Genomic DNA, 20,326 nt, shown 5'->3' on the forward strand with positions numbered 1-20,326 from the left:
ATGAGATCAGTCAGAAGGTTGTTCCTCGTCCTCGTGCTCGCGTCTGTCACCGCGCTGCTACCCACTGCACCCGCAGGCGCGATCACCAATGGACAACCCGACAACGGCCGGCATCCGTATGTCGGTCTGTTGGTGTTCGACGCGGTTGTCGACGGCACCGTGCAACCGGCTTGGCGCTGCAGTGGGAGCCTCTTGTCGCCGACCGTCGTACTCACTGCCGGGCACTGCACGGATGGCGCCGTACGCGCGCGCCTGTGGCTCGACGAGAACGTTCAGACCAATCCGGAGTACCCGCTGGGCGGCGCGACGTCGTACGAGGGGACGCCGTACACCAATCCGGACTTCTGCATCGGTTGCGGACCGGGCCTGCCAGGTTTCGCCACCCGGGACGTCGGCATCGTCGTGCTGAGCGAGCCGGTGCCGACGAGCGTCGTGTCCGAGTACGCCGAACTCCCCGCGCCCCGCTACGTCGACACGCTGCCTCGCGGGGCCGCCGTCGATCTGGTCGGCTACGGAGTGCAGGAAAGGATCCGCGGAGGTGGCCCGCCTGTCTGGGCCGGCCTCAGAGTCCGGCTGTTCGCCGATGCTCAGCTCGTGTCCGGGCAGTTCGTCCACAGTGCGGAGTTCATCCGGGTCACTGCGAATCCCAGTCAGGGGAAGGGCGGTACCTGCTTCGGAGACTCCGGCGGTCCGGTGCTGTCGAACAACGGCGACACGGTTCTCGCGGTCAACTCGTACGTGACCAACCTCAACTGTGCCGGTGTGACGTACTCGCAGCGGGTCGACATCCCCGCGGTGCTCGCCTGGATCAACTCATTCCTCGACTGATCGATCACTGACCGTGTGCTCGGGGCGGATGAGGCGAAGGGATACGGCCTGCTCGGCGGGTGTGTTGTGACCGGCACGACGCAGACTCGCCGAACCTGATGACAGACGTCCGATCCGGTGGTGCAGTGGAGTCATGACGTTGGACAGCGCCGAAGTCCTGCTGCGGGCGGAGGGCGTGAGCAAGAGCTTTCCCGGGGTGAAGGCGCTGGCTGACGTGCATCTCGACCTGCGCCACAACGAGGTGCTGGCCCTGGTCGGTGAGAACGGCGCCGGGAAGTCCACCCTGATGAAGCTGCTGTCCGGCATCTACACCGCCGACGAAGGCGAGTTCTTCCTCAACGGTGAGCGATTCGAGCCGGCCAGCCCGCGGCACGCGCAGGAGCTGGGCATCAGCATCATCCATCAGGAGTTCAACCTGATGCCGGACCTGACGGTCGCGCAGAACATCTTCATCGGCCGCGAACCTCGGACCGGGGGCTTCTTCCTCAGCGAGCGCAGGCTCAACGCGCTGGCCGCCGAGCTGATCGAGCGCCTCCAGCTCCCGCTCGAGCCCCGATCCCCCGTCGGCGGCCTGACGGTCGCGAAGCAGCAGATGGTCGAGATTGCCAAGGCACTGTCGTACGACGCCCGCGTGCTGATCATGGATGAGCCGACGGCCGCGCTGAACGAGGCCGAGGTGGCGACCCTGCATGCTCTGATCCGGCGGTTCAAGAGCAAGGACACCGGAATCATCTACATCTCCCACCGGATGGACGAGCTCAAGAAGATCGCCGACCGGATCACGGTCCTGCGCGACGGCCAGTACGTCGCCACGGTCGACACCGCCACCACGTCGATGAAGGAGGTCATCGGCCTGATGGTCGGCCGCGCGCTCCGTACCGACGCCCGGCCCGAGGGCGTGCGGGAGGACCGTGAGGTCCTGCTTTCCGTCGAGGGCCTGTCCACCAGGGCGCTGCTCAAGGATGTCAGCTTCGAGCTGCGCGAGGGCGAGATCCTCGGCTTCGCCGGCCTGATGGGTGCCGGCCGCACCGAGGTGGCGCGGGCTGTCGTCGGCGCCGACAGGGCCGAGGGCGGCACCGTCAGAGTTCGCGGCCGGCCGGTCAGCATCCAGAGCCCGGCCGATGCCGCCAAGCACCGGATCGGCTACCTGTCGGAGGACCGTAAGCACTTCGGCCTGATGCTGGAGCAGGATGTGAACGCCAACATCACGGTGAGCTCGTTGAGCGAGCTGTTCTCGTCGTTCGGGTTCATGAAGGACCGGGCGATGCGGACGAAGTCCCGGCAGTACGTCGACTCGCTGCGGATCAAGACCCCGTCGATCCTGCAGACCTCGAAGTACCTCTCCGGCGGGAACCAGCAGAAGGTTGTGATCGCCAAGTGGCTGCTGAAGAACTGCGACATCCTGATCTTCGACGAGCCGACCCGCGGTATCGACGTCGGCGCCAAGGAGGAGATCTACGGGCTGCTCAACGACCTGGCGGCCCAGGGCAAGTCGATCATCATGATCTCGTCGGAGCTCGAGGAGGTGCTACGGATGGCGCACCGGATCGTCGTGATGAGTGAGGGCCGCGTCACCGGAACGCTCAGTGCCGCCGAGGCAACGCAGGAGACAGTCATGCACTACGCGACGCTGCGGCCGGACGAGAACCCCGAGGACGCGGCGGAGCTCGGTCTCGAGCTCGAGGGTCCGGCCGGCACGGTTGACGGAAGCAGGTAGCCGATGACCACTCCCACAGCAACAACAGAGACACAGCCGGTCGCGGGCGGGGTCACCGTCAGCCTGCGAGATCGCCTGCAGCAGTTCCTGGCGTTCGCCAGTCTGCTGGTCATCTTCGTCGTCTTCTCGATCGCCAACTCGAACTTCCTCACCTACGGCAACGTGCTGGCGATCCTGTACTCGACCGTGGTGATCGGCACCCTGGCGCTGGGTACGACGTTCGTCATCATCACCGGCGGTATCGACCTGAGCATCGGGACCGGCATGGCCCTGTGCGCGGTGATGTCCGGGGTGATGATCGTCAACCTCGACATTCCGCTGGTCCTGGGCGTGCTCGGCACGATCCTTTTCGGCGGGCTCCTCGGGCTGATCAACGGCTTCAACGTCGCGATCCTGAAGATCCCGCCGTTCATCGCGACCCTGGCGATGATGCTGGTCGCCCAAGGGCTGGCGCTGGTGCTCTCGCACAGCACGCCGATCTACTTCAACGACGTCCCGGCGTACTCGAAGATCTCCCGCGGCAACCTGATCCCGCAGTTCCCCAACGCGGTGATCGTCCTCGCGGTGATGGCGGTCATCGCGGCCGTGCTGCTGAACAAGACGATCCTCGGCCGGTACACGTACTCGATCGGCAGCAACGAGGAGGCGACCGCGCTGTCGGGTATCGACGTACGGAAGTGGAAGATCATCGTCTACACCTTCGCGGGCCTGTTCATCGGCCTCGCCGGGGTGATGATCTCGGCCCGGCTGGGATCGGCGCAGCCGGCCACCGGGATGGGCTACGAGCTGCAGGCGATCGCGGCTGTCGTCATCGGCGGTACGTCGCTGGCCGGCGGCAAGGGATCAATCGTCGGCACCATGATCGGCGCGCTGATCATCTCGGTGCTGAACAACGGCCTGCAGATCATGTCCATCCCGCAGGAGTGGCAGAACGTCATCCTCGGCTGCGTCATCCTGGTCGCGGTCTACGCCGACATGATGCGCAAGAAGCAGGTCTGACGGATCCGCGAGCCTCAACCGGACAAGGAGCTGGATCGACATGAACAGAAGGCAGTTCGGGGCGGCACTGGCGGCCGCCGCGATGACGCTGTCGCTCGCGGCGTGCGGCGGCGACGGGGACGGCGGCGCAGGTGGCGGTGGCGGTGGCGATGAGCAGAAATACATCGCGATCGTTTCGAAGGGTTTCCAGCACCAGTTCTGGCAGGCCGTGAAGAAGGGCGCCGAGCAGCAGGCCGCGAAGGAAAACGCGCGGATCACCTTCGAAGGCCCGGCAACCGAGGCCGACATCGAGTCCCAGGTGACCATGCTGACCAACGCGATCGCCAAGAACCCGGACGCACTCGGCTTCGCCGCGCTGGACAGCAAGGCCGCCGCACCGCTGCTGGAGGACGCGAAGTCGCGGAACATCCCGGTCATCGCGTTCGACTCCGGCGTCGAGGGTGACATCCCGGTCACCACGGCTGCCACCGACAACAAGGCAGCGGCCGCCGAGGCGGCGAAGCACCTGTCCGAACTGCTCGGCGGGAAGGGCAAGGTGGCGCTGGTCGTGCACGACCAGACCAGCAGGACCGGGATCGACCGGCGGGACGGCTTCGTCGAGTGGATGAAGGCGAACGCGCCGGGCATCACCCTGCTGCCGCCCCAGTACGGCGGTGGCGACCAGGCCAAGTCGGCCGACATCACCAAGTCGATCATCGCGTCGAACCCGGATGTGACCGGTATCTACGGCGCCAACGAAGGCTCGGCGATCGGCGTCGTCAAGGGTGTCGAGGAAGCCGGCAAGAAGGGGATCAAGATCGTCGGCTTCGACTCCGGCAAGGCCCAGATCGACGCCATCAAGAACGGCACGATGGCCGGAGCGATCACCCAGAACCCGGTCGGCATCGGCGAGCAAACCGTCGCCGCGGCGATGAAGGTGATCCGCGGCGAGAGCGTGCCGAAGGTCATCGACACGGGCTTCTTCTGGTACGACAAGACCAACATCGACGACCCGAAGATCGCCGCCGTCCTCTACCAATGACGTCCGACACCGACATGACGGCCGGTTAGGAGGTGCTCGTCGTTCATCTGCCAGCGACCGTTGCGCTTGACGCCGGTAGATGACTGAATCCCTCGAAAGTCTTCGGATGGGAGAAGGGCAAAACCTTCGGCGAGACGAGATGGCGGTTCCCCCACTGACCGAGGTCCGGGCGTTCTCAGAGGGCTCGCGCGAGCACAACTGCCCCGACCAGCGCGGTTTTGTCGGGGCACGCGGGTAGTGTCCTGGGCCGTGGACATTGGGGAGCGCATTCAGGAACTTGCTGATCAGGTCGTGGTGCTGCGTGACGCCTACTACCGGGGTTCGCCGGTGGTGGCCGACGCGGAGTACGACGCGATCGAGGACGAGCTGCGGGCGCTGATCGACGCGAATCCTGAGCTGGCGCCCGACCCGAATCCGTTGGAGCAGGTGGGTGCGCCCGCGGTGCTGCACGCGCCGGTCCGGCACTCGCGGCCGATGCTGTCACTGGAGAAGGCGACCCGCCCCGAACAGGTGGAGGCCTTCTTCAGCCGCTTTCCCGGCCAGTCGGTAGTAGTCATGCCGAAGCTGGACGGCCTGTCACTGGCGCTGGTCTACGAGAACAGGCAACTGGCACGAGCGATCACCCGCGGCGACGGGACGACCGGCGACGACGTGACCCCGCTCGTACGGGCACTCACCGACGGAGTCCCGGACCGGCTCGACGTACCGGGCCGCATCGAGGTCCGCGGTGAGGCGGTCATGTTGCGCTCCACGTTCGCCGCTTACAACGCCGCTCACCCCGACAAACCCCTCATCAACCCGAGAAACGCCGCCGCCGGCACGCTGCGCGCCAAGGACCCGGCCACCGTCGCCGAGCGGCGCCTGCAGTTCTTCGCCTTCGACCTGCTCAGCGACCGCGACAATACCGACGCCGATCTCGAGCGCGCACTGCAGACGATGGGATTCACCGTCGCCGACATGCGGCACTGCGACGACGCCGCTGCCGCGCAGGCGGTGATCACCACGATCGAGCAGCAACGCAACGAGCTGGACTACGACCTGGACGGCGCCGTACTGCGGTTGGCCGATCGCGACGCCTTCGCCGCCGCCGGCACCCGGTCCAGCTCGCCGCGCGGCGCACTGGCGTTCAAGTTCGCCGCCGAGGAGAAGACCACCGTGCTGGCCGACGTGGTCTGGGACGTCGGCAAGACCGGCAAGATCGCGCCGGTCGCCTGGCTGGAGCCCGTCTTCGTGGGCGGTACGACGGTCACCCGCGCGACGCTGGCCAACCAGGAAGTGATCCGCGCCCGCGGGATCAAGATCGGCGACACGGTCCTGGTACGCCGCGCCGGTGACGTGATCCCGTTCGTCGCCGGCGTGCTCGACGCCTCCAAGCGCACGGGTGCGGAGCGAGACATCGTGCCGCCGACAGTGTGCCCATCGTGCGAGCAGGCACTGACCGAGCAGGGCAACAGCCGCGAACTGTTCTGCACCAACGTGGCCTGCCCGGCCCAGACCGTACGGCGGCTGATCCACTGGGCGTCCCGGGCGGCCGCCGACATCGACGCGATCGGCGGCGTCTGGATCGAACGGCTCGCCGAGGCGGGGATACTCGAAAACCCCTCGGACTTCTACCAGCTGACCAAGGACCGGCTGCTGGAGTTCGACCGCATCGGCGAGATCTCGGCCGCCCGCATGATCGAGTCGATCGACACGAGCCGCCACGTCGGCCTCCGCCGGGCGCTGATCGGGCTCGCGATCCCGATGGCCTCCGAAGGCACCGCGGCCAGGCTGTGCCGAGCGGGCTTCGGCTCACTGGAAGAGGTCGCCGACGCAGGCGTCGACGGGCTCGTCGCCGTGGATGACATCGGGCCGAAGGTCGCTGCCTCGCTGATCGAGCATCTCCACCGGCTACGGCCCGAGCTCGAACGGCTCCGAGCGGCCGGTGTCTCGCTGGACGTGCGCGAGGAAGACCTCCCACCGGTCGTCGCAGCCGGTGCGCCACTGGCGGGGAAGACGGTGGTGGTCACCGGCGCGATCAGCGACCCACGCTCCGGCGAGAAGGTCGCCCGCCCGGCCTTCCAGCGACTCTGTGAGAAGGCGGGCGCCACCATCGCCTCGTCGGTCTCGGCGAGCACCGACCTGCTCATCACCGGCGCCGACGTCGGCGCCGCCAAACTCACCAAGGCCGACAAACTCGGCGTCACCGTCGTCGATCAGTCCGAGATCTGGCAACAACTCCAAGCCGCCGACCTGCTCCCCCGCTGAACCTCCAGCAGGGATCCGCCGGACGACTCACCCTGAACCTCAACGCGTCCGATCAACCCTCCCACGGGGCGTCGGCGCCGCGTGGGATGCTGCTTCGGTGACCCTGTACCTGCACCGCGCGGAGCGCACAGACGTGCTCGCCCGTGGACTGGGTGACCTGCTCTCCGAGCCGCTGCCCGACCCGTTCGCTGAAGAACTCATCGTGGTGCCCGCCCGGGGCGTTGAGCGCTGGCTTTCTCAGCGGCTTGGGCACCGACTGGGTGCCGCACCTTCGCGCGGCGACGGGGTGTGTGCCGGTGTCCGGTTCATGTCGCCGCGCTCGCTGGTGTCCGTGGTTCTGGGTTCGACCGACGATGACCCTTGGGCCCCGGAGGCGATGGCGTGGCCACTGCTCGCCGTACTTGACGAATCCCTCGACCAGGCGTGGTGCGAGCCCGTGGCCCGTCACCTCGGTCATTTCGACACTGGCGCCGAGGCCGAGCTGCGCCAAGGCCGGCGTTATGCTGTCGCGGCTCGATTGGCGCGCCTGTTCGCGGCGTACGCCGTTCAGCGGCCGGCGCTTCTCGCGGACTGGTTCGAGGGCCGCGACACCGACGGCCGCGGAGCAGCGATCGACGACGACCTGGCGTGGCAGCCTGAGCTCTGGCGACGACTGATCGACCGAATCGATGCGCCGCCGCCGAATGCTCGCCACGCGGAGACGCTCGCCCAGCTCCGCGATCAGCCCGAGTCACTAGACCTTCCGGATCGCCTGTCCCTGTTCGGACACACTCGGCTTCCGGTCACGGAGGTCGAACTGCTGTCTGCAGTGGCTGAGTATCGCGACGTGCACCTGTGGCTACCCCACCCGAGTGGCGCGCTGTGGCAGCGTCTTCACGCGGCCGGCACCGCCGCAGGCGATCGAGCACTCGACAAGAGCCACCAAGCGGCCGATCATCCGCTCCTGGCGACGCTTGGGCGGGACAGTCGCGAGCTCCAGTTGACGCTCGCGACAACCTCGGCCGTCCGCCACCACTACGCACCGCCGCGGGCACCGGGCACTCTGTTGGGTTGGCTGCAGGACGACCTGCGCAACAACACCGTCTCCCCCGCTGGTCGGCGCCTGGCCGCGGACGATCGGACTGTCCAGGTGCACGCGTGCCACGGCGCGGCCCGGCAGGTCGACGTACTGCGCGAGGTGCTGCTGGGGATGCTCCAGGCCGATCCGACGCTCGAGCCACGCGACATTCTCGTCATGTGTCCCGACATCGAGACCTATGCGCCATTGATCACAGCGCGGTTCGGACTTGGTGACCTCGGCGAGCACAGTCATCCAGCGCACCGGCTCCGAGTACAACTGGCCGACCGGTCGCTGACACAGACGAATCCGCTGCTCGGTATCGCGGCCCAGTTGCTCGACGTCGCCGGCAGCAGGGCCACCGCCAGCCAGGTGCTGGACCTCGCACAGGCCGAGCCGGTACGTCGCCGGTTCAGGTTCACCGATGACGACCTGGACACGATCACCGCCTGGGTCCGCGAGTCGGGCATCCGCTGGGCGTTCGACCGCAACGACCGCCAGCCGTTCGGTCTGGCCGACTACCCGCAGAACACCTGGCGTTTCGGCCTCGACCGGGTGGTCAGCGGCGTGACGATGTCCGCGGATGCGCACGCCTGGATCGGCACCGCTCTTCCGCTCGACGATGTCGGTAGCACCCGCATCGATCTGGCCGGCCGGTTCGCGGAGTACGTCGACCGCCTGCAACTGATCGCGAGTCGTCTCGACGGCAGTCGGCCACTCGCGGAATGGCTCGACCAACTTCGCGGTGGCATCGAACAGCTGACCCGGGTCGGACCGGACGACACTTGGCAAGTCGGCCAGGTCCAGCGTGAGTTCGCCGGCGTTGCCACCGATGCCGGCCCCCTCGCCGGTACATCGCTGAGGCTGCCCGACGTACGAACCCTGTTGTCCGCACATCTCGCCGGGCGACCTACCCGCGCCAACTTCCGGACCGGCACCTTGACCGTCTGCACGATGGTGCCGATGCGCTCGGTCCCGCACCGCGTGATCTGCCTCCTGGGTCTCGACGACGGCGTCTTCCCGCGATTCGGCCTCGCGGACGGCGACGACGTCCTGGCAAGGTGCCCGCTCACCGGCGAACGCGACGTGCGCAGCGAGGACCGCCAGCTCATGCTCGACGCGATCCTCGCCGCCACTGAATCGCTGGTGATCACCTACACGGGCGCGAACGAGTACTCCGGTCAGCCGCGGCCGCCCGCCGTACCCCTGGGCGAGCTACTGGACGCCCTTGACCGCACCACCGAGTCGGAGGTCCGGGAAGCGGTTCTGGTCAGGCACCCACTGCAGCCCTTCGACGGCAAGAACCTCGAGCCCGGCCGGCTCGGCCCACCGGGACCCTTCACCTTCGATCCGACCGCGCTGGTCGCGGCGCGGGCCGCGACGGGCTCCCGGCCACCGCGGCCGGAGTTCCTGGCTGCTCCCTTGTCACTCCCCCAGGGCGGCGACGTGGCGCTGGCAGATCTGCTGGCCTTCTTCCGTGATCCGGTGAAGGGGTTCTTCCGAGCGCTCGACCTCACCTTGCCGTGGGAGGTCGACGGCGTGTCGGACGCGATGCCGGTGGAGATCGACAACCTCGAGAAGTGGTCCGTCGGCGACCGGATGCTCGGCGACATGCTGGCGGGCATCCACCCCGACGACGCTCTCAACGCCGAGTGGCGACGAGGAACGCTGCCGCCCGGGAGACTCGGCTGGCGCACCGCAACCGAGATCCGTGATGTCGCCCGCGGGCTGGCGGCCAGCGCACATCCCCATCGACAGGTCAGCCCGCGGGCAGTCGACGTGGACGTCGACCTCGGCCATGGCAGGCGCCTCACCGGCACTGTGCCCGGCCTGTACGCGTATCAGCTGGTCTCGGTCACCTACTCACGACTGGACGCGAAGCAACTCCTGCGCGCCTGGGTGCAGTTGCTCGCACTGTCCGCCAACGACGAAGACCACAATTGGACGAGTCTGGTCATTGGCCGCGCGTCGCGCGGCAGCAACCCTGCGGCCCGGTTGTTCGGTCCTGTCGGCGCCGAGGTGCGTGCACTGCTCGCAGACCTCGTCGCGATCTACGATGCCGGCCGTCGGGAACCACTGCCACTGCCGCTCAAGACCTCCTTTGCATGGCACCAAGCCCGTCGGACCAACGACGACCCGGTGGCCGCTGCCGGCCGCCGGTGGCGTCCGTCGATGTACGACGGCGAGAACTCCGATCCCGCGCACGTCCGCGTCTGGGGTCCCAACCCGACGCTCAAGGTACTGCTGGAGCCGACGCGTCCAGGTGAGGAGAGACCAGGCGAGCCGACCCGGCTCGGCGCCTACGCCGCCCGGATCTGGGAACCGATGCTGCGCTTCGAGCAGGGAGCGCCGTGATCGAGCCGTTCGACCTCCTCGGTCCGCTGCCCACCGGAACCACCGTGCTGGAAGCCAGCGCCGGCACCGGGAAGACCTATGCTCTCGCCGGACTGGTCACCCGCTACGTCGCGGAGGGCGCCGCCCGGCTCGACGAGATGCTGCTGATCACCTTCGGCCGCGCGGCGAGCCAGGAACTCCGGGAACGCGTGCGCGCACAGCTGCTGGAGGCCGAACACGCCACGGCGACCCCTGACCGCTGGACCAGCGACACCGGTCTTCTCGGCCACCTCGCCCGCGGCAGCGCCGGCGAAGTCGCGGCGCGCCGGGATCGCCTCCGCGACGCGCTGGCCAACTTCGACGCCGCCACCATCGCGACTACTCACCAGTTCTGCCAGCTCGTGCTGCGCTCACTCGGCGTCGCCGGTGACACCGACGCCGGCGTCAACCTCGTCGACGACCTAGGACCGCTCGTCGCCGAGGTGGTCGACGACCTCTACCTCAATCACTTCGGGAGGTCAGCCCAACCGCCTCCCATCACCCGCGCCACAGCGCTCGAGATCGCCACCAAGGTCGTCGGCAACCCGCACACACGTCTGGTTCCGGAGACGTACACCGACGGTTCGGCCGAGAGCGTCCGCGTCGGCTTCGCGCGCGCCGTGCTGACCGAGATGGAGCACCGCAAACGCCGCCTCGGCATCCTCGGGTACGACGACCTCCTGACCAGGCTGGCCGATGCACTGAACGACCCCGACGCTCCAGCACGGCAGCGGATGCAACGCCGCTGGTCGGTGGTCATGGTGGACGAGTTCCAGGACACGGACCCGGTGCAGTGGAAGGTGGTCGACGCCGCGTTCAACGGTCACAGCACGCTGGTACTGATCGGCGACCCGAAGCAGGCGATCTATGCGTTCCGCGGCGGCGACATCGCGACGTACCTCACGGCTGCGGGAACCGCCGGCGAACGCCGAACCCTCGACACCAACTGGCGCAGCGATCAGCCACTCGTCGACTGCCTCCAGGTGGTGCTGGGCGAGGCCCGCCTCGGCCACGACGACATCGTCGTCCACAAGGTCGCCGCGCACCACCGAGGCAGCCGCCTGACCGGTGCACCGTCCGACGCACCCTTCCGCCTCCGGGTCGCACGTCGCGAGCAGTTCGGCTCGGCGAACCGCAAGAGCGTCCCGATGGACGAACTCCGCGACCACATCGCTCGCGACCTCGCCGCTGACATCGGTCAGCTTCTCGCCGCCGGTGCGACGTACGACCAGCGCCCGATCCGGGCCGGCGACGTCGCGGTGATCGTCGAGGCCCACAAGGACGCGCGGGCCTGCCGCGAGGCGCTCGCCGCCGCCGGGATCCCGGCGGTGTATTCCGGTGACCTCGACATCTTCGCCTCGCAGGCCGCCAAGGATTGGCTGTGCCTCCTCGAGGCGTTCGAGCAACCGCACCGCTCCGGTCTGGTACGAGCGGCGGCGACCACGATGTTCTTCGGGGAAACCGCGGCGAGCCTGCACGCCGGCGGTGACGAGCTCACCGACCGCATCGGGCAGATGTTGCGTGCCTGGGCCGACCACCTGCGGGCGCGCGGAGTCGCCGCGGTGTTCGAGGCCGCCCAACTCGGTGGGATGTCGGAGCGGGTGCTGGCCTGGCGTGCCGGCGAGCGGGACATGACCGATCTCGCGCACCTCGCCGAACTGCTGCACGAGACCGCACATCGCGAGAGGCTCGGCCTGCCCGCACTGCTCGACTGGCTGCGTGAGGAGTGCGGCGGCAACGGGCGCACGACCGAGCGAACACGACGCCTCGACAGTGACGCCGCGGCGGTGCAGATCATGACGGTCTGGGTGAGCAAGGGCCTGCAGTATCCCGTCGTCTATCTCCCGTTCGGGTTCAATCGCCATATCTTCGACGACGAGGAGCTTCTGCTCTTCCACGAGAACGGCGTGCGAACCCTCGACATCGGCGGCCGGAACCACCACGGCTACAAAGCCAACGAGATGCGCTGGCGGACCGAGGTCGCCGGTGACGACATCCGGCTCACCTACGTCGCCCTGACCCGCGCCCAGTCACAGGTGGTCGCCTGGTGGGCGCCGTCCTGGGACGAGGTCAACGGCGGAATCTCCCGGCTTCTGCGGGGGCGCAGACAGGGCGAGCCAGTGGTTCCCGAAAGCCTCCCCCGGGCCACGTCCGACGACGATGTGCTGACCTGGCTGCGGCGTTGGCAGCAGGCGGGCGGCCCGGTCGTCGAGGAATCGGTGATCGCAGAACGTCTCGAGCCCGTGCGTTCGGATCTGCCCGGCGGACTCACGGTCGCGTCCTTCTCCCGCGAGGTCGACGTCGCCTGGCGCCGTACGTCGTACTCCGGGCTGATCCGCGCGGCTGACCGTCAGGTGAGCGGCGTGACCAGCGAACCCGAGGACGGTGAACTGGAGGACGAGTCTGTGGACTCGGTCCCGACACAGGACGTCGTACCGGGCGACACCCTGCCGTCTCCGATGGAAGGGATGCCGGTCGGGGCAACCTTCGGCTCCCTTGTGCATGCTGTGCTCGAGGACGCCGACCCTCATGCAGCCGACCTGAAGGCCGAGCTGGTGCGCAGGGTCCGTGAGCAACTGCGGTTGTGGCGGGTCGACGTGACACCGGACGCCCTCGCCGCCGCGATGCTGCCCTTGCACACCACGCCCCTGGGGCCACTCGCGCCAGGACTGACCCTCGGCGACCTTGGCCTGAGCGACCGGCTCCGCGAGCTCGAGTTCGAGATCCCGCTGGCCGGTGGAGACCTGGCCGTCGCAGCCGACGTACGGCTGGCCCAACTAGCGCCGCTGCTGCGCAGCCACCTGCCGGTTGACGATCCACTGATCGCGTACGCCGACCGCCTCGAACAACCCCTGCTCGGCCGGCAGAGTCTGCGCGGCTATCTCTCCGGCTCGATCGACGTCGTACTACGGATCCCGTACGGCGACAGCCACCGGTTCGTGGTGGTCGACTACAAGACCAACCGGCTCGGCGACCCCGAACAGCCGGCCACATCGGCCGACTACGGACGCGACCAGCTCCCTGCCGCGATGCTGCACTCCGACTATCCGTTGCAGGCCTTGCTCTACTCGGTTGTCTTGCACCGATACCTTCGGTGGCGGCTGCCGGCGTACGATCCCGACGTTCATCTCGGCGGGGTCATCTACCTCTACCTGCGTGGCATGTGCGGCCCGGAGACACCTCTCGAGGACGGTCACCCTGCAGGCGTGTTCAGCTGGCCGGTGCCGGCCGGACTGGTGCTCGAGCTGTCAGACCTGCTCGACGGGAGCACCTTGTGACCACGACCATCGACGAGTTCGACTCCTCGCTGGCGCTCACCGCCACCGGGAAGTTGCGCGACTTCAACCAGGCGGGAGTGCTGGTCGCGGCCGACGTACATGTTGCGACCCGGCTGACAACGATGCTGGGCGAGAGCGACGAGTCGGTGGCCCTCGCCTGCGCGCTGGTCGTACGGGCAGTGCGCGCGGGCTCGGTCTGCCTCGATCTCACCGAGGCACGCGAAGAGGCCGGGGAGGACGCCGCCGACCTGGCCTGGCCCGACCCCGACGAGTGGCTGGCGGCCGTCGCGGCCAGCCCACTGCTCGCCGCACCGCAGCCGCTCCGGCTGGAGGGCAGCCGACTCTACTTCGATCGCTACTGGCGAGAGGAGGAACAGGTCGAGCAAGACCTTCGGCGCCGATCCGGACAGGCCGCCCCGGCGATCGCCGACGAGGACACACTGCAAGCGGGACTCCAAAGGCTCTTTCCTGGTACGTCGTACGACGAGCAGCGGATGGCGGCGGAGACAGCGGCCAGGCAATGGACGACGGTCCTCACCGGCGGTCCGGGCACTGGCAAGACCACCACGGTCGCCGCGCTGGTGGCGTTGCTCGCCGAGCAGGCGGAGAAGGCCGGTCAACGGCGTCCGCGGATCGCACTGACCGCGCCGACAGGCAAAGCGGCAGCTCGGTTGGAGGAGGCGGTGCGACAAGAGATGTCCCACCGCCTGTCCGCGCAAGACACCGAGAGGCTGGGCGACTTCCGCGCCCAGACCCTGCACATGTTGCTCGGCCGACGCCCGGACTCATCGACCCGCTTCCGCCACCACCGGGACAACCGGCTGCCACACGACATCGTCATCGTCGACGAGACCTCGATGGTCTCGCTGACGATGATGGCGCGCCTGCTGGAGGCAGTGCGTCCTGACGCCCGGCTGGTGCTCGTCGGCGATCCCGACCAACTGGCCTCCATCGAGGCAGGCGCGGTCCTCGCCGACCTGGTCGACGGACTGGTCGGGGGCGGACTCGGGAAGGCAGCCGAGCTTCGCACGTCACACAGATTCGGCAGCGACATCGGCGATCTGGCTCTGGCGGTGCGGGAGGACCGCGCAGACGACGTACTCGACCTGCTCCGCAGCGACAGCAACAGGGTGCGTTTCATCGAGGAAGTCGACCCACGAGAGATCCTGCGATCCGCGCTGCTCCCAGACGCGCTCGCGATCCGAGCCGCGGCCGAAGCCGGCGACGCAGACGCCGCTCTGCGCGCACTCGAACGGCATCGGCTGCTCTGCGCCCACCGCGACGGCCCTTTTGGCGTCACCCACTGGAACCGAACCGTTGAGCGATGGATCACCGAAGAGACCGAGGATCCGCTCTGGGACACCTGGTACGTCGGCAGACCCGTGCTGGTCACCGCCAACGACTACGGCCTCGGCATCTACAACGGCGACGTCGGCGTCACCGTCCGCCGGCCCGACGGCTCGCTGCGCGTCTGCATCGACAGCTCCCGCGGCCGCCTCGAGTTCGCCCCCGGCCGCCTCGGCAACGTCGAAACCCTGCACGCCATGACCATCCACAAGGCCCAGGGCAGTCAGGCCGCCGAAGTCACCGTCCTCCTTCCCACCGAAGACTCCCGCCTGCTCACCCGAGAACTCTTCTACACCGCCATCACGCGCGCCCAGGACCGAGTACGAGTTGTCGGAAGCGAAGAGTCGGTACGCTTCGCCCTCCACCGCCTCGCGCTCCGCGCCACCGGCCTCCGACAAAGGCTCGCCGGGAAAGAGAACTAGCGTCGCGCGCCTTGGCCTTTCCGCCCCAGGGTCGCGGACTACTGAGCACAAGATATCGCACAAATATCACTCAGCCGTTGACAGTGCGTGTCCAAATACGTTCACTGATGGTCGGGGGTGCGTTCGACCGCAGGTACTGGCGACGCTGATCGTGGCGTTTTTCGCGATGAACCCGCGACTTACTCGGGCAGGTCAGGAATGTCCGCGCGTGAACGCCTGAAATCTCGGTGGAAATGCCGCCAGGACGTCACCGAACCTGCACGACACGGGAGATGGAGATCGGACGATGTCGATGCACCAGCGTCCTCCGCTCGCCGACTATGCCAGTTGGCTCGAGCTCACCTGGGCCGGAGACACCCGGGAACTACGGCATGGACGGTACCTGCACCAGCAGGCCGACCTGGCCAAGCAGTTCACGGATTCCGAGTTCTGGCGCCGGCTCAAGCACGACTTGTCCGCATGGGGCGACGACTACCGGGCGAAGACAGGATTCGCGCTGTTCTCCTCCGGAGAGGCACCCTACGATCTCGATCTGAAGTCCTGGGACAGCTTCATCATCCGGACCTGGCGGCACAACATCCGCGACAACAGCCGCTATCCCGAGCCGCCCGAGCAGGGGTGGTTGCTGCCCGACAACTGGTTCGAGAACCTCTGGGACATCGTCCGCACTCGCTTTGTCGTCCGGTACCTCGACGGCGTCGAATACCTCGGCGGACGGCTCCATGAACTGGCGACCGAACTGGGCTTGGGTGCGCGCCTCGAGATCAAGGCCAACGATCGCGGGTACTACGCGGTGCACGTCGTGGTTCCGCAACTCTTCACGGTGCAGTCTCTGAACTACGACGAAATGGACACTCGTCGCAGCGAGATCGAGCTACAGGTCACAACGCAGCTCCAGGAAGTCATCGGGCAACTGACCCACCACCACTTCGAGCGACAACGGGAGTCCCTCGACGTCTCGCGCGAGTCCTGGCAATGGCAGTGGCGGAATCCGGAGTTCACCCCGTTCTACCTGGGACACATCATCCACTACATCGAGGGATCGATCATGGTGCTGCGCAGCGCGGCAGATGATCCGGCCGACTCCGGCCCGGACCCGGCAGCGGGCACCTCGATCGGAGGGGCGACCGATGTCTGAGGGCACCACGTTCGGGATCACCGTGTCGTCCGGAACGGCAACGTTGTGCTGGCTGACCGGTGACGGGACAGTGACGACTCCCGAGACGGTCAACCTGGCCCGCGGCGATGCCCGCGGGGTCGCCCGCGAGCTCGCCGATATGGTGAGAATTCGGCGCAACGATGTTGTCGGCCTCGGCGTCGCGATCGGTGGACACGTGGCCAAGGCGCATGATGCCGTGACCTTTGCTCCGCAGCTGGTGACGGCGGACGAGAATTGGTTCGAGACACCGATCGCGGAGCTACTGCGGGAGGCAATGGACCTGCCTGACATCTATATCGAGAACGACGTCAACTGTATGGTCGAGCAGCAACGGTCATGGGGTGCGGCGCAGAGCATGGACTCGTTCGCGGTCGTATACCTGGCCCCGGAGGTCATCGGCCTGGGATGCGGTATCTGCGTCGACGGGACGGTCCTGACCGGGGTTACCGGTGGCGCCGGCGAAATCGGTCACCTGGTCGTCCAGCCAAATGGTCCGCGGTGCCGTTGCGGCAATCGTGGCTGCCTGCAGGCCGTGCTGAGCGCGGAAAATCTCGTGCGTGAGGTGAACTGGGGGAATCAGGGACAACTCCGAACGCTCAAGGACATTCGGACACTCGCCGATTCAGGCCACGCGGTCGCCCGACGAGCCTTCAAGCATGCGGGGACAGTCCTGGGCGTGGCCCTGGCCAATCTCATCAACCTGGTTGATCCCGGCGACATCATCCTGGGTGGCGCCGAAGAACTGGTGCAAAGCAGAGACGAAGTGTTCGTCAACGCGATGCAGGAGTCACTCGAGAAGTACTCGTTCAGCAACCTCGGCATTTCGACACGCATCTGGGTGGAACCACTGAACGCCGGCACGGCCGCTCAGGGTGCGGCAAAACTCGCGTACGACGCCTTCGTCACGACCTCGGCAGACAAGGCCCTGCGGATCAGCTGAGGACTCGGTCCTTGCGCGGTTGGCGCGTCGGGCGGGAAGATCGCCGGAACGGTCGCCCTGTACGCCCGCGTGACACCGCCCAGCACCGGTAACGCGTCGGTCGGCAACGGCTACGACCCGACCCAGGACTGGTTCCAGGTCAAGCTGGCCACACCCGCCTCGGCAACGTCGAAACCCTGCACGCCATGACCATCCACAAGGCCCAGGGCAGTCAGGCCGCCGAAGTCACCGTCCTCCTTCCCACCGAAGACTCCCGCCTGCTCACCCGAGAACTCTTCTACACCGCCATCACGCGCGCCCAGGACCGAGTACGAGTTGTCGGAAGCGAAGCGGCGGCGCGCCTTGCTCTTCGCCGCCGTGCGCGCCGGGCGACCGGCCTCCGACAGAGGCTGGCCGGTCGCCCGGCTGGGTGACGACGAGCGGGAACTCCAGCGGATCCTCCCTGCGCTCAGGAAACACCCCGCCCCCTCGCTTCGCTCGGGGGCGGGGTGGGATAACGAGCAGGAACTGTGACGGCACCGGGCAGTCGGGTGTCGGATCACTACAGGCGGCTGCACTGCCCTGACTTCGGGCCGGTCACGATGTTGGTGGATCCGTTGTTCACCGGCGGCACGGCGTTGCCACTGCACGACAACGGGCCCGTGATCGCGTTCCCCGCGATCACGTTCCACCAGTGCGTCCCGCTGACCGTCACGGGGCCGGTGATCTTGTTCGGAGCACAGCCGAGCATCGGGTTGCCGAGTGTCACTGACGTGCTCCCGGACGCAGTGACCGGACCGGAGATCTGCGAGTCGCAGGCCACCACTGCCGACGCACGATCAGCCTGCACCGGGCCGGCGATCACGGCACTGTCCATCCGCAAGGACGCCCCAGGATGGACAGACACCGGCCCCGATAGCACCGTTTCGTCCAGGCACGTGACGCCGTCGGTCACCGTCAACTGTCCGGAATACCGGCCGGTGATGACCCGGTCACAGTCAAGACCGCTATACGCTTCCACCACGTCGACCACTGCCGTCACCGATCCGAACGCGGTGGAGCCGCGGACCGAGAGCCGGCCGGCAGTGTCCGCGCCACCGTTCGGTACCGCTTCCCATTGCACTGGGACCGCCTTTGTCGAACCATCCGCCGTGGTCAGCACCTCGACCGAATCGGGAAGTACGACGTCCCCGCCGACCAACGTGGTCGAGTACACGGTGTCCTCGAGCACGTGTGCGGCCTGGCTCTTGGTGAAGACGTCGATCGACGCGTTCGGCTCGTAGGTGCGCGTCATTCCAGGAACAGCTCGGAACATCGACTCCCATCTCGCAGGCTCCCAGGCCAGCACCCCCAGGCCCTGGTTGTTCGGAATGTCGTTGACGATCTGGAACACGCGCTGAAAGGCGTCCGCCTGCCCCTGGACGGTCCGCGGATACGGCGAATTGGGCATCGGGGCCCCACCGCCGCCCGAGGCCGGGTACGAGGTTTCGGCGACCTCGATCTTGTACTTCGGGTGTGCCGCCGCCACGGCGTTGACGAGGGACTCGTAGTAATCCTGCGACCCGTGCCACTGTGGGTAGTACGAGTGGGCGATGACGTCCGGGTCGGCGCCCTTGGCGTTCACCCGGGTCAGGTACTGGCGCCAGAACTCGAGCGTCTTGCCGGCCACACCGCTGGTGACGATATGGGTCTCGACCTTGATGTCCTTGCCGTGGTCGGCCGACACATCCCGGACGGCGCGGATCCCCGCTGCGGACAGCGTGGTGAAGCGATCCCAGGCCTCGTCGTACAGCCGCTGTTCGACCGGGTCGGCGGAACGCCAGTAGTTCCAGAGCAGACCGCCACCGGGTTTCGACTGGTAGATCTCCGGCTGGTTCCGGAAGTACGCCGGGTTGGTGACACCGGCCAGCGCGGCCTCGCTGCCGAACATGAAGCCGTTCGCGATCTCGTTGCCGACGGCCACCTTGTCGGGCGTCGTACCCTGCTCGATCAGCCGCTCGATGTAGTCGTAGGTGTAGTCGTAGACCGCCTCGGTCAGATCCCCGAACTCGAGCTGGGCCCACGCCCGCGGCTTCGGCTGCTTGGACGGGTCGGCCCACGAGTCCGCGTAGTGGAAGTCGATCCCGAGCCCCATGGTGCGCTCCGCCTTGATCCACTTGGCCACCTCGGCCGATCGCTCCGGGCCCTGGTACGGCGTGGCCAGCACGCTGCCCGTACTCTCATTGCGGGGCTCGTTGAAGACGCGCAGCCGGGTGTACTCGAAGCCACGGTCCTTCAGTACGTCGAGCAGGTGCGGACCCGCGCCCCGGTCCGCCTCCAACGGATTCACCCAGTAGTTGCGACCTTCGGCAACGTCGTTGTCGACCCAGGACGCATCGGAGCCGAGCACCAGTTCGTCGCGCAGGTAGTTGTAGACGGCGAGTTCACTGACTCCCGTGGTCGCGCCGGGCGACGCTCCGGTGATCTTCACCCGGACGTACCTCGTGCCTGGCTTGGTGAAGAGGTCGACCGATCCGCGGCCAGGCTGCTGGTTGGCCGAGTGGTCGGCGATGACGTCCCACCGCCTGCCGTCCGCTGACGCCTCGACCACGTACTGGTAGACCGCCCCGGCATCTGGGAAGACGACCCGAACTTTCCTGACGTTGTCATACGCACCGCCGAGATCAAGCGTCAGCCACTGGCTACGCGATGTGCCGTCGGCGATCCAGGCGGTCTGCTCGTCCTGGTCGATCGCCAGGTCAGCGGTGGCTGCCCCACTGCTGACGTCGACACTCGCCCACGACTTCGCACTGAGGTTGCTCTCGATCGGCTTGATCTCCGCCTCGCCGAAGATCGCGGAAGCCGGCAGGACCGGTCCGAAGGCCGCCGCGCCGCAAGCCAGTGCGATTGCTGTGGTCATTCCGATTGCCGAGCGGATTGGGCGGTTACGCGTCACTCTCGTTCCTCATCTCTTCAAGCG

Annotated in this window: 12 protein-coding genes; 11 read left to right on the forward strand and 1 reads right to left on the reverse strand. The window is 67.4% G+C overall.

The window, feature by feature from the left end; genetic code table 11:
* The 11 genes from AB0F43_RS21195 to AB0F43_RS21245 all read left to right on the forward strand — a co-directional run bounded on the left by AB0F43_RS21195 (position 1) and on the right by AB0F43_RS21245 (position 17,801).
* Positions 1 to 828 (forward strand): trypsin-like serine protease, encoded by an 828-nt coding sequence (locus AB0F43_RS21195; protein ID WP_360479193.1) that lies wholly within the window; start codon positions 1 to 3, stop codon positions 826 to 828.
* A 133-nt stretch (positions 829 to 961) separates the two neighbouring features.
* Entirely contained in the window at positions 962 to 2,545 is a 1,584-nt protein-coding gene (locus AB0F43_RS21200) for a sugar ABC transporter ATP-binding protein (RefSeq protein WP_360479196.1), read from the forward strand.
* Between the two features lie 3 nt (positions 2,546 to 2,548).
* On the forward strand, positions 2,549 to 3,544 hold the full coding sequence (locus AB0F43_RS21205) for an ABC transporter permease (protein ID WP_360479199.1): 996 nt from the start codon (positions 2,549 to 2,551) through the stop codon (positions 3,542 to 3,544).
* 40 nt (positions 3,545 to 3,584) lie between these two features.
* Positions 3,585 to 4,565 carry an ABC transporter substrate-binding protein gene (locus tag AB0F43_RS21210; RefSeq protein WP_360479202.1) on the forward strand — a complete coding sequence of 327 codons (981 nt, stop codon included), beginning with the start codon at positions 3,585 to 3,587 and terminating at the stop codon, positions 4,563 to 4,565.
* Between the two features lie 249 nt (positions 4,566 to 4,814).
* Positions 4,815 to 6,812, forward strand: coding sequence for an NAD-dependent DNA ligase LigA (gene ligA, locus AB0F43_RS21215; RefSeq protein ID WP_360479205.1), 1,998 nt, complete (start codon positions 4,815 to 4,817; stop codon positions 6,810 to 6,812).
* A gap of 97 nt (positions 6,813 to 6,909) precedes the next feature.
* The gene (recC, locus tag AB0F43_RS21220) at positions 6,910 to 10,224 is read left to right on the forward strand and encodes an exodeoxyribonuclease V subunit gamma (RefSeq protein ID WP_360479208.1); all 3,315 of its coding nucleotides are present in this window, start codon (positions 6,910 to 6,912) and stop codon (positions 10,222 to 10,224) included.
* On the forward strand, positions 10,221 to 13,520 hold the full coding sequence (locus AB0F43_RS21225) for a UvrD-helicase domain-containing protein (protein WP_360479211.1): 3,300 nt from the start codon (positions 10,221 to 10,223) through the stop codon (positions 13,518 to 13,520). The genes recC and AB0F43_RS21225 overlap by 4 nt, the downstream gene beginning before the upstream one ends.
* The gene (gene recD, locus AB0F43_RS21230) at positions 13,517 to 15,289 is read left to right on the forward strand and encodes an exodeoxyribonuclease V subunit alpha (RefSeq protein WP_360479214.1); all 1,773 of its coding nucleotides are present in this window, start codon (positions 13,517 to 13,519) and stop codon (positions 15,287 to 15,289) included. The genes AB0F43_RS21225 and recD overlap by 4 nt, the downstream gene beginning before the upstream one ends.
* Before the next feature lie 286 nt (positions 15,290 to 15,575).
* The gene (locus AB0F43_RS21235) at positions 15,576 to 16,427 is read left to right on the forward strand and encodes a hypothetical protein (protein WP_360479217.1); all 852 of its coding nucleotides are present in this window, start codon (positions 15,576 to 15,578) and stop codon (positions 16,425 to 16,427) included.
* Complete coding sequence (locus AB0F43_RS21240) at positions 16,420 to 17,388, forward strand: ROK family protein (protein WP_360479220.1); 969 nt, start codon at positions 16,420 to 16,422, stop codon at positions 17,386 to 17,388. The genes AB0F43_RS21235 and AB0F43_RS21240 overlap by 8 nt, the downstream gene beginning before the upstream one ends.
* 185 nt (positions 17,389 to 17,573) lie before the next feature.
* Entirely contained in the window at positions 17,574 to 17,801 is a 228-nt protein-coding gene (locus tag AB0F43_RS21245) for an ATP-binding domain-containing protein (RefSeq protein WP_360479223.1), read from the forward strand.
* Positions 17,802 to 17,929: 128 nt separating this feature from the next.
* On the opposite strand, the gene AB0F43_RS21250 is transcribed toward AB0F43_RS21245, so the two are convergent.
* The gene (locus AB0F43_RS21250; RefSeq protein ID WP_360479226.1) at positions 17,930 to 20,266 is read right to left on the reverse strand and encodes a glycosyl hydrolase 53 family protein; all 2,337 of its coding nucleotides are present in this window, start codon (positions 20,264 to 20,266) and stop codon (positions 17,930 to 17,932) included.
* Positions 20,267 to 20,326 lie beyond the last annotated feature (60 nt).

The organism is Kribbella sp. NPDC023972 (assembly GCF_040639075.1).
In the GTDB taxonomy this organism is placed as follows: Bacteria; Actinomycetota; Actinomycetes; order Propionibacteriales; family Kribbellaceae; genus Kribbella.

Coding starts and splice junctions, on each gene's coding strand:
- AB0F43_RS21210 (WP_360479202.1), top strand. CDS start 3,585: ATGAACAGAAGGCAGTTCGGGGCGGCACTGGCGGCCGCCGCGATGACG.
- AB0F43_RS21195 (WP_360479193.1), top strand. CDS start 1: ATGAGATCAGTCAGAAGGTTGTTCCTCGTCCTCGTGCTCGCGTCTGTC.
- AB0F43_RS21205 (WP_360479199.1), top strand. CDS start 2,549: ATGACCACTCCCACAGCAACAACAGAGACACAGCCGGTCGCGGGCGGG.
- AB0F43_RS21240 (WP_360479220.1), top strand. CDS start 16,420: ATGTCTGAGGGCACCACGTTCGGGATCACCGTGTCGTCCGGAACGGCA.
- AB0F43_RS21235 (WP_360479217.1), top strand. CDS start 15,576: ATGTCGATGCACCAGCGTCCTCCGCTCGCCGACTATGCCAGTTGGCTC.
- AB0F43_RS21250 (WP_360479226.1), bottom strand. CDS start 20,266: ATGACCACAGCAATCGCACTGGCTTGCGGCGCGGCGGCCTTCGGACCG.
- AB0F43_RS21245 (WP_360479223.1), top strand. CDS start 17,574: ATGACCATCCACAAGGCCCAGGGCAGTCAGGCCGCCGAAGTCACCGTC.
- AB0F43_RS21200 (WP_360479196.1), top strand. CDS start 962: ATGACGTTGGACAGCGCCGAAGTCCTGCTGCGGGCGGAGGGCGTGAGC.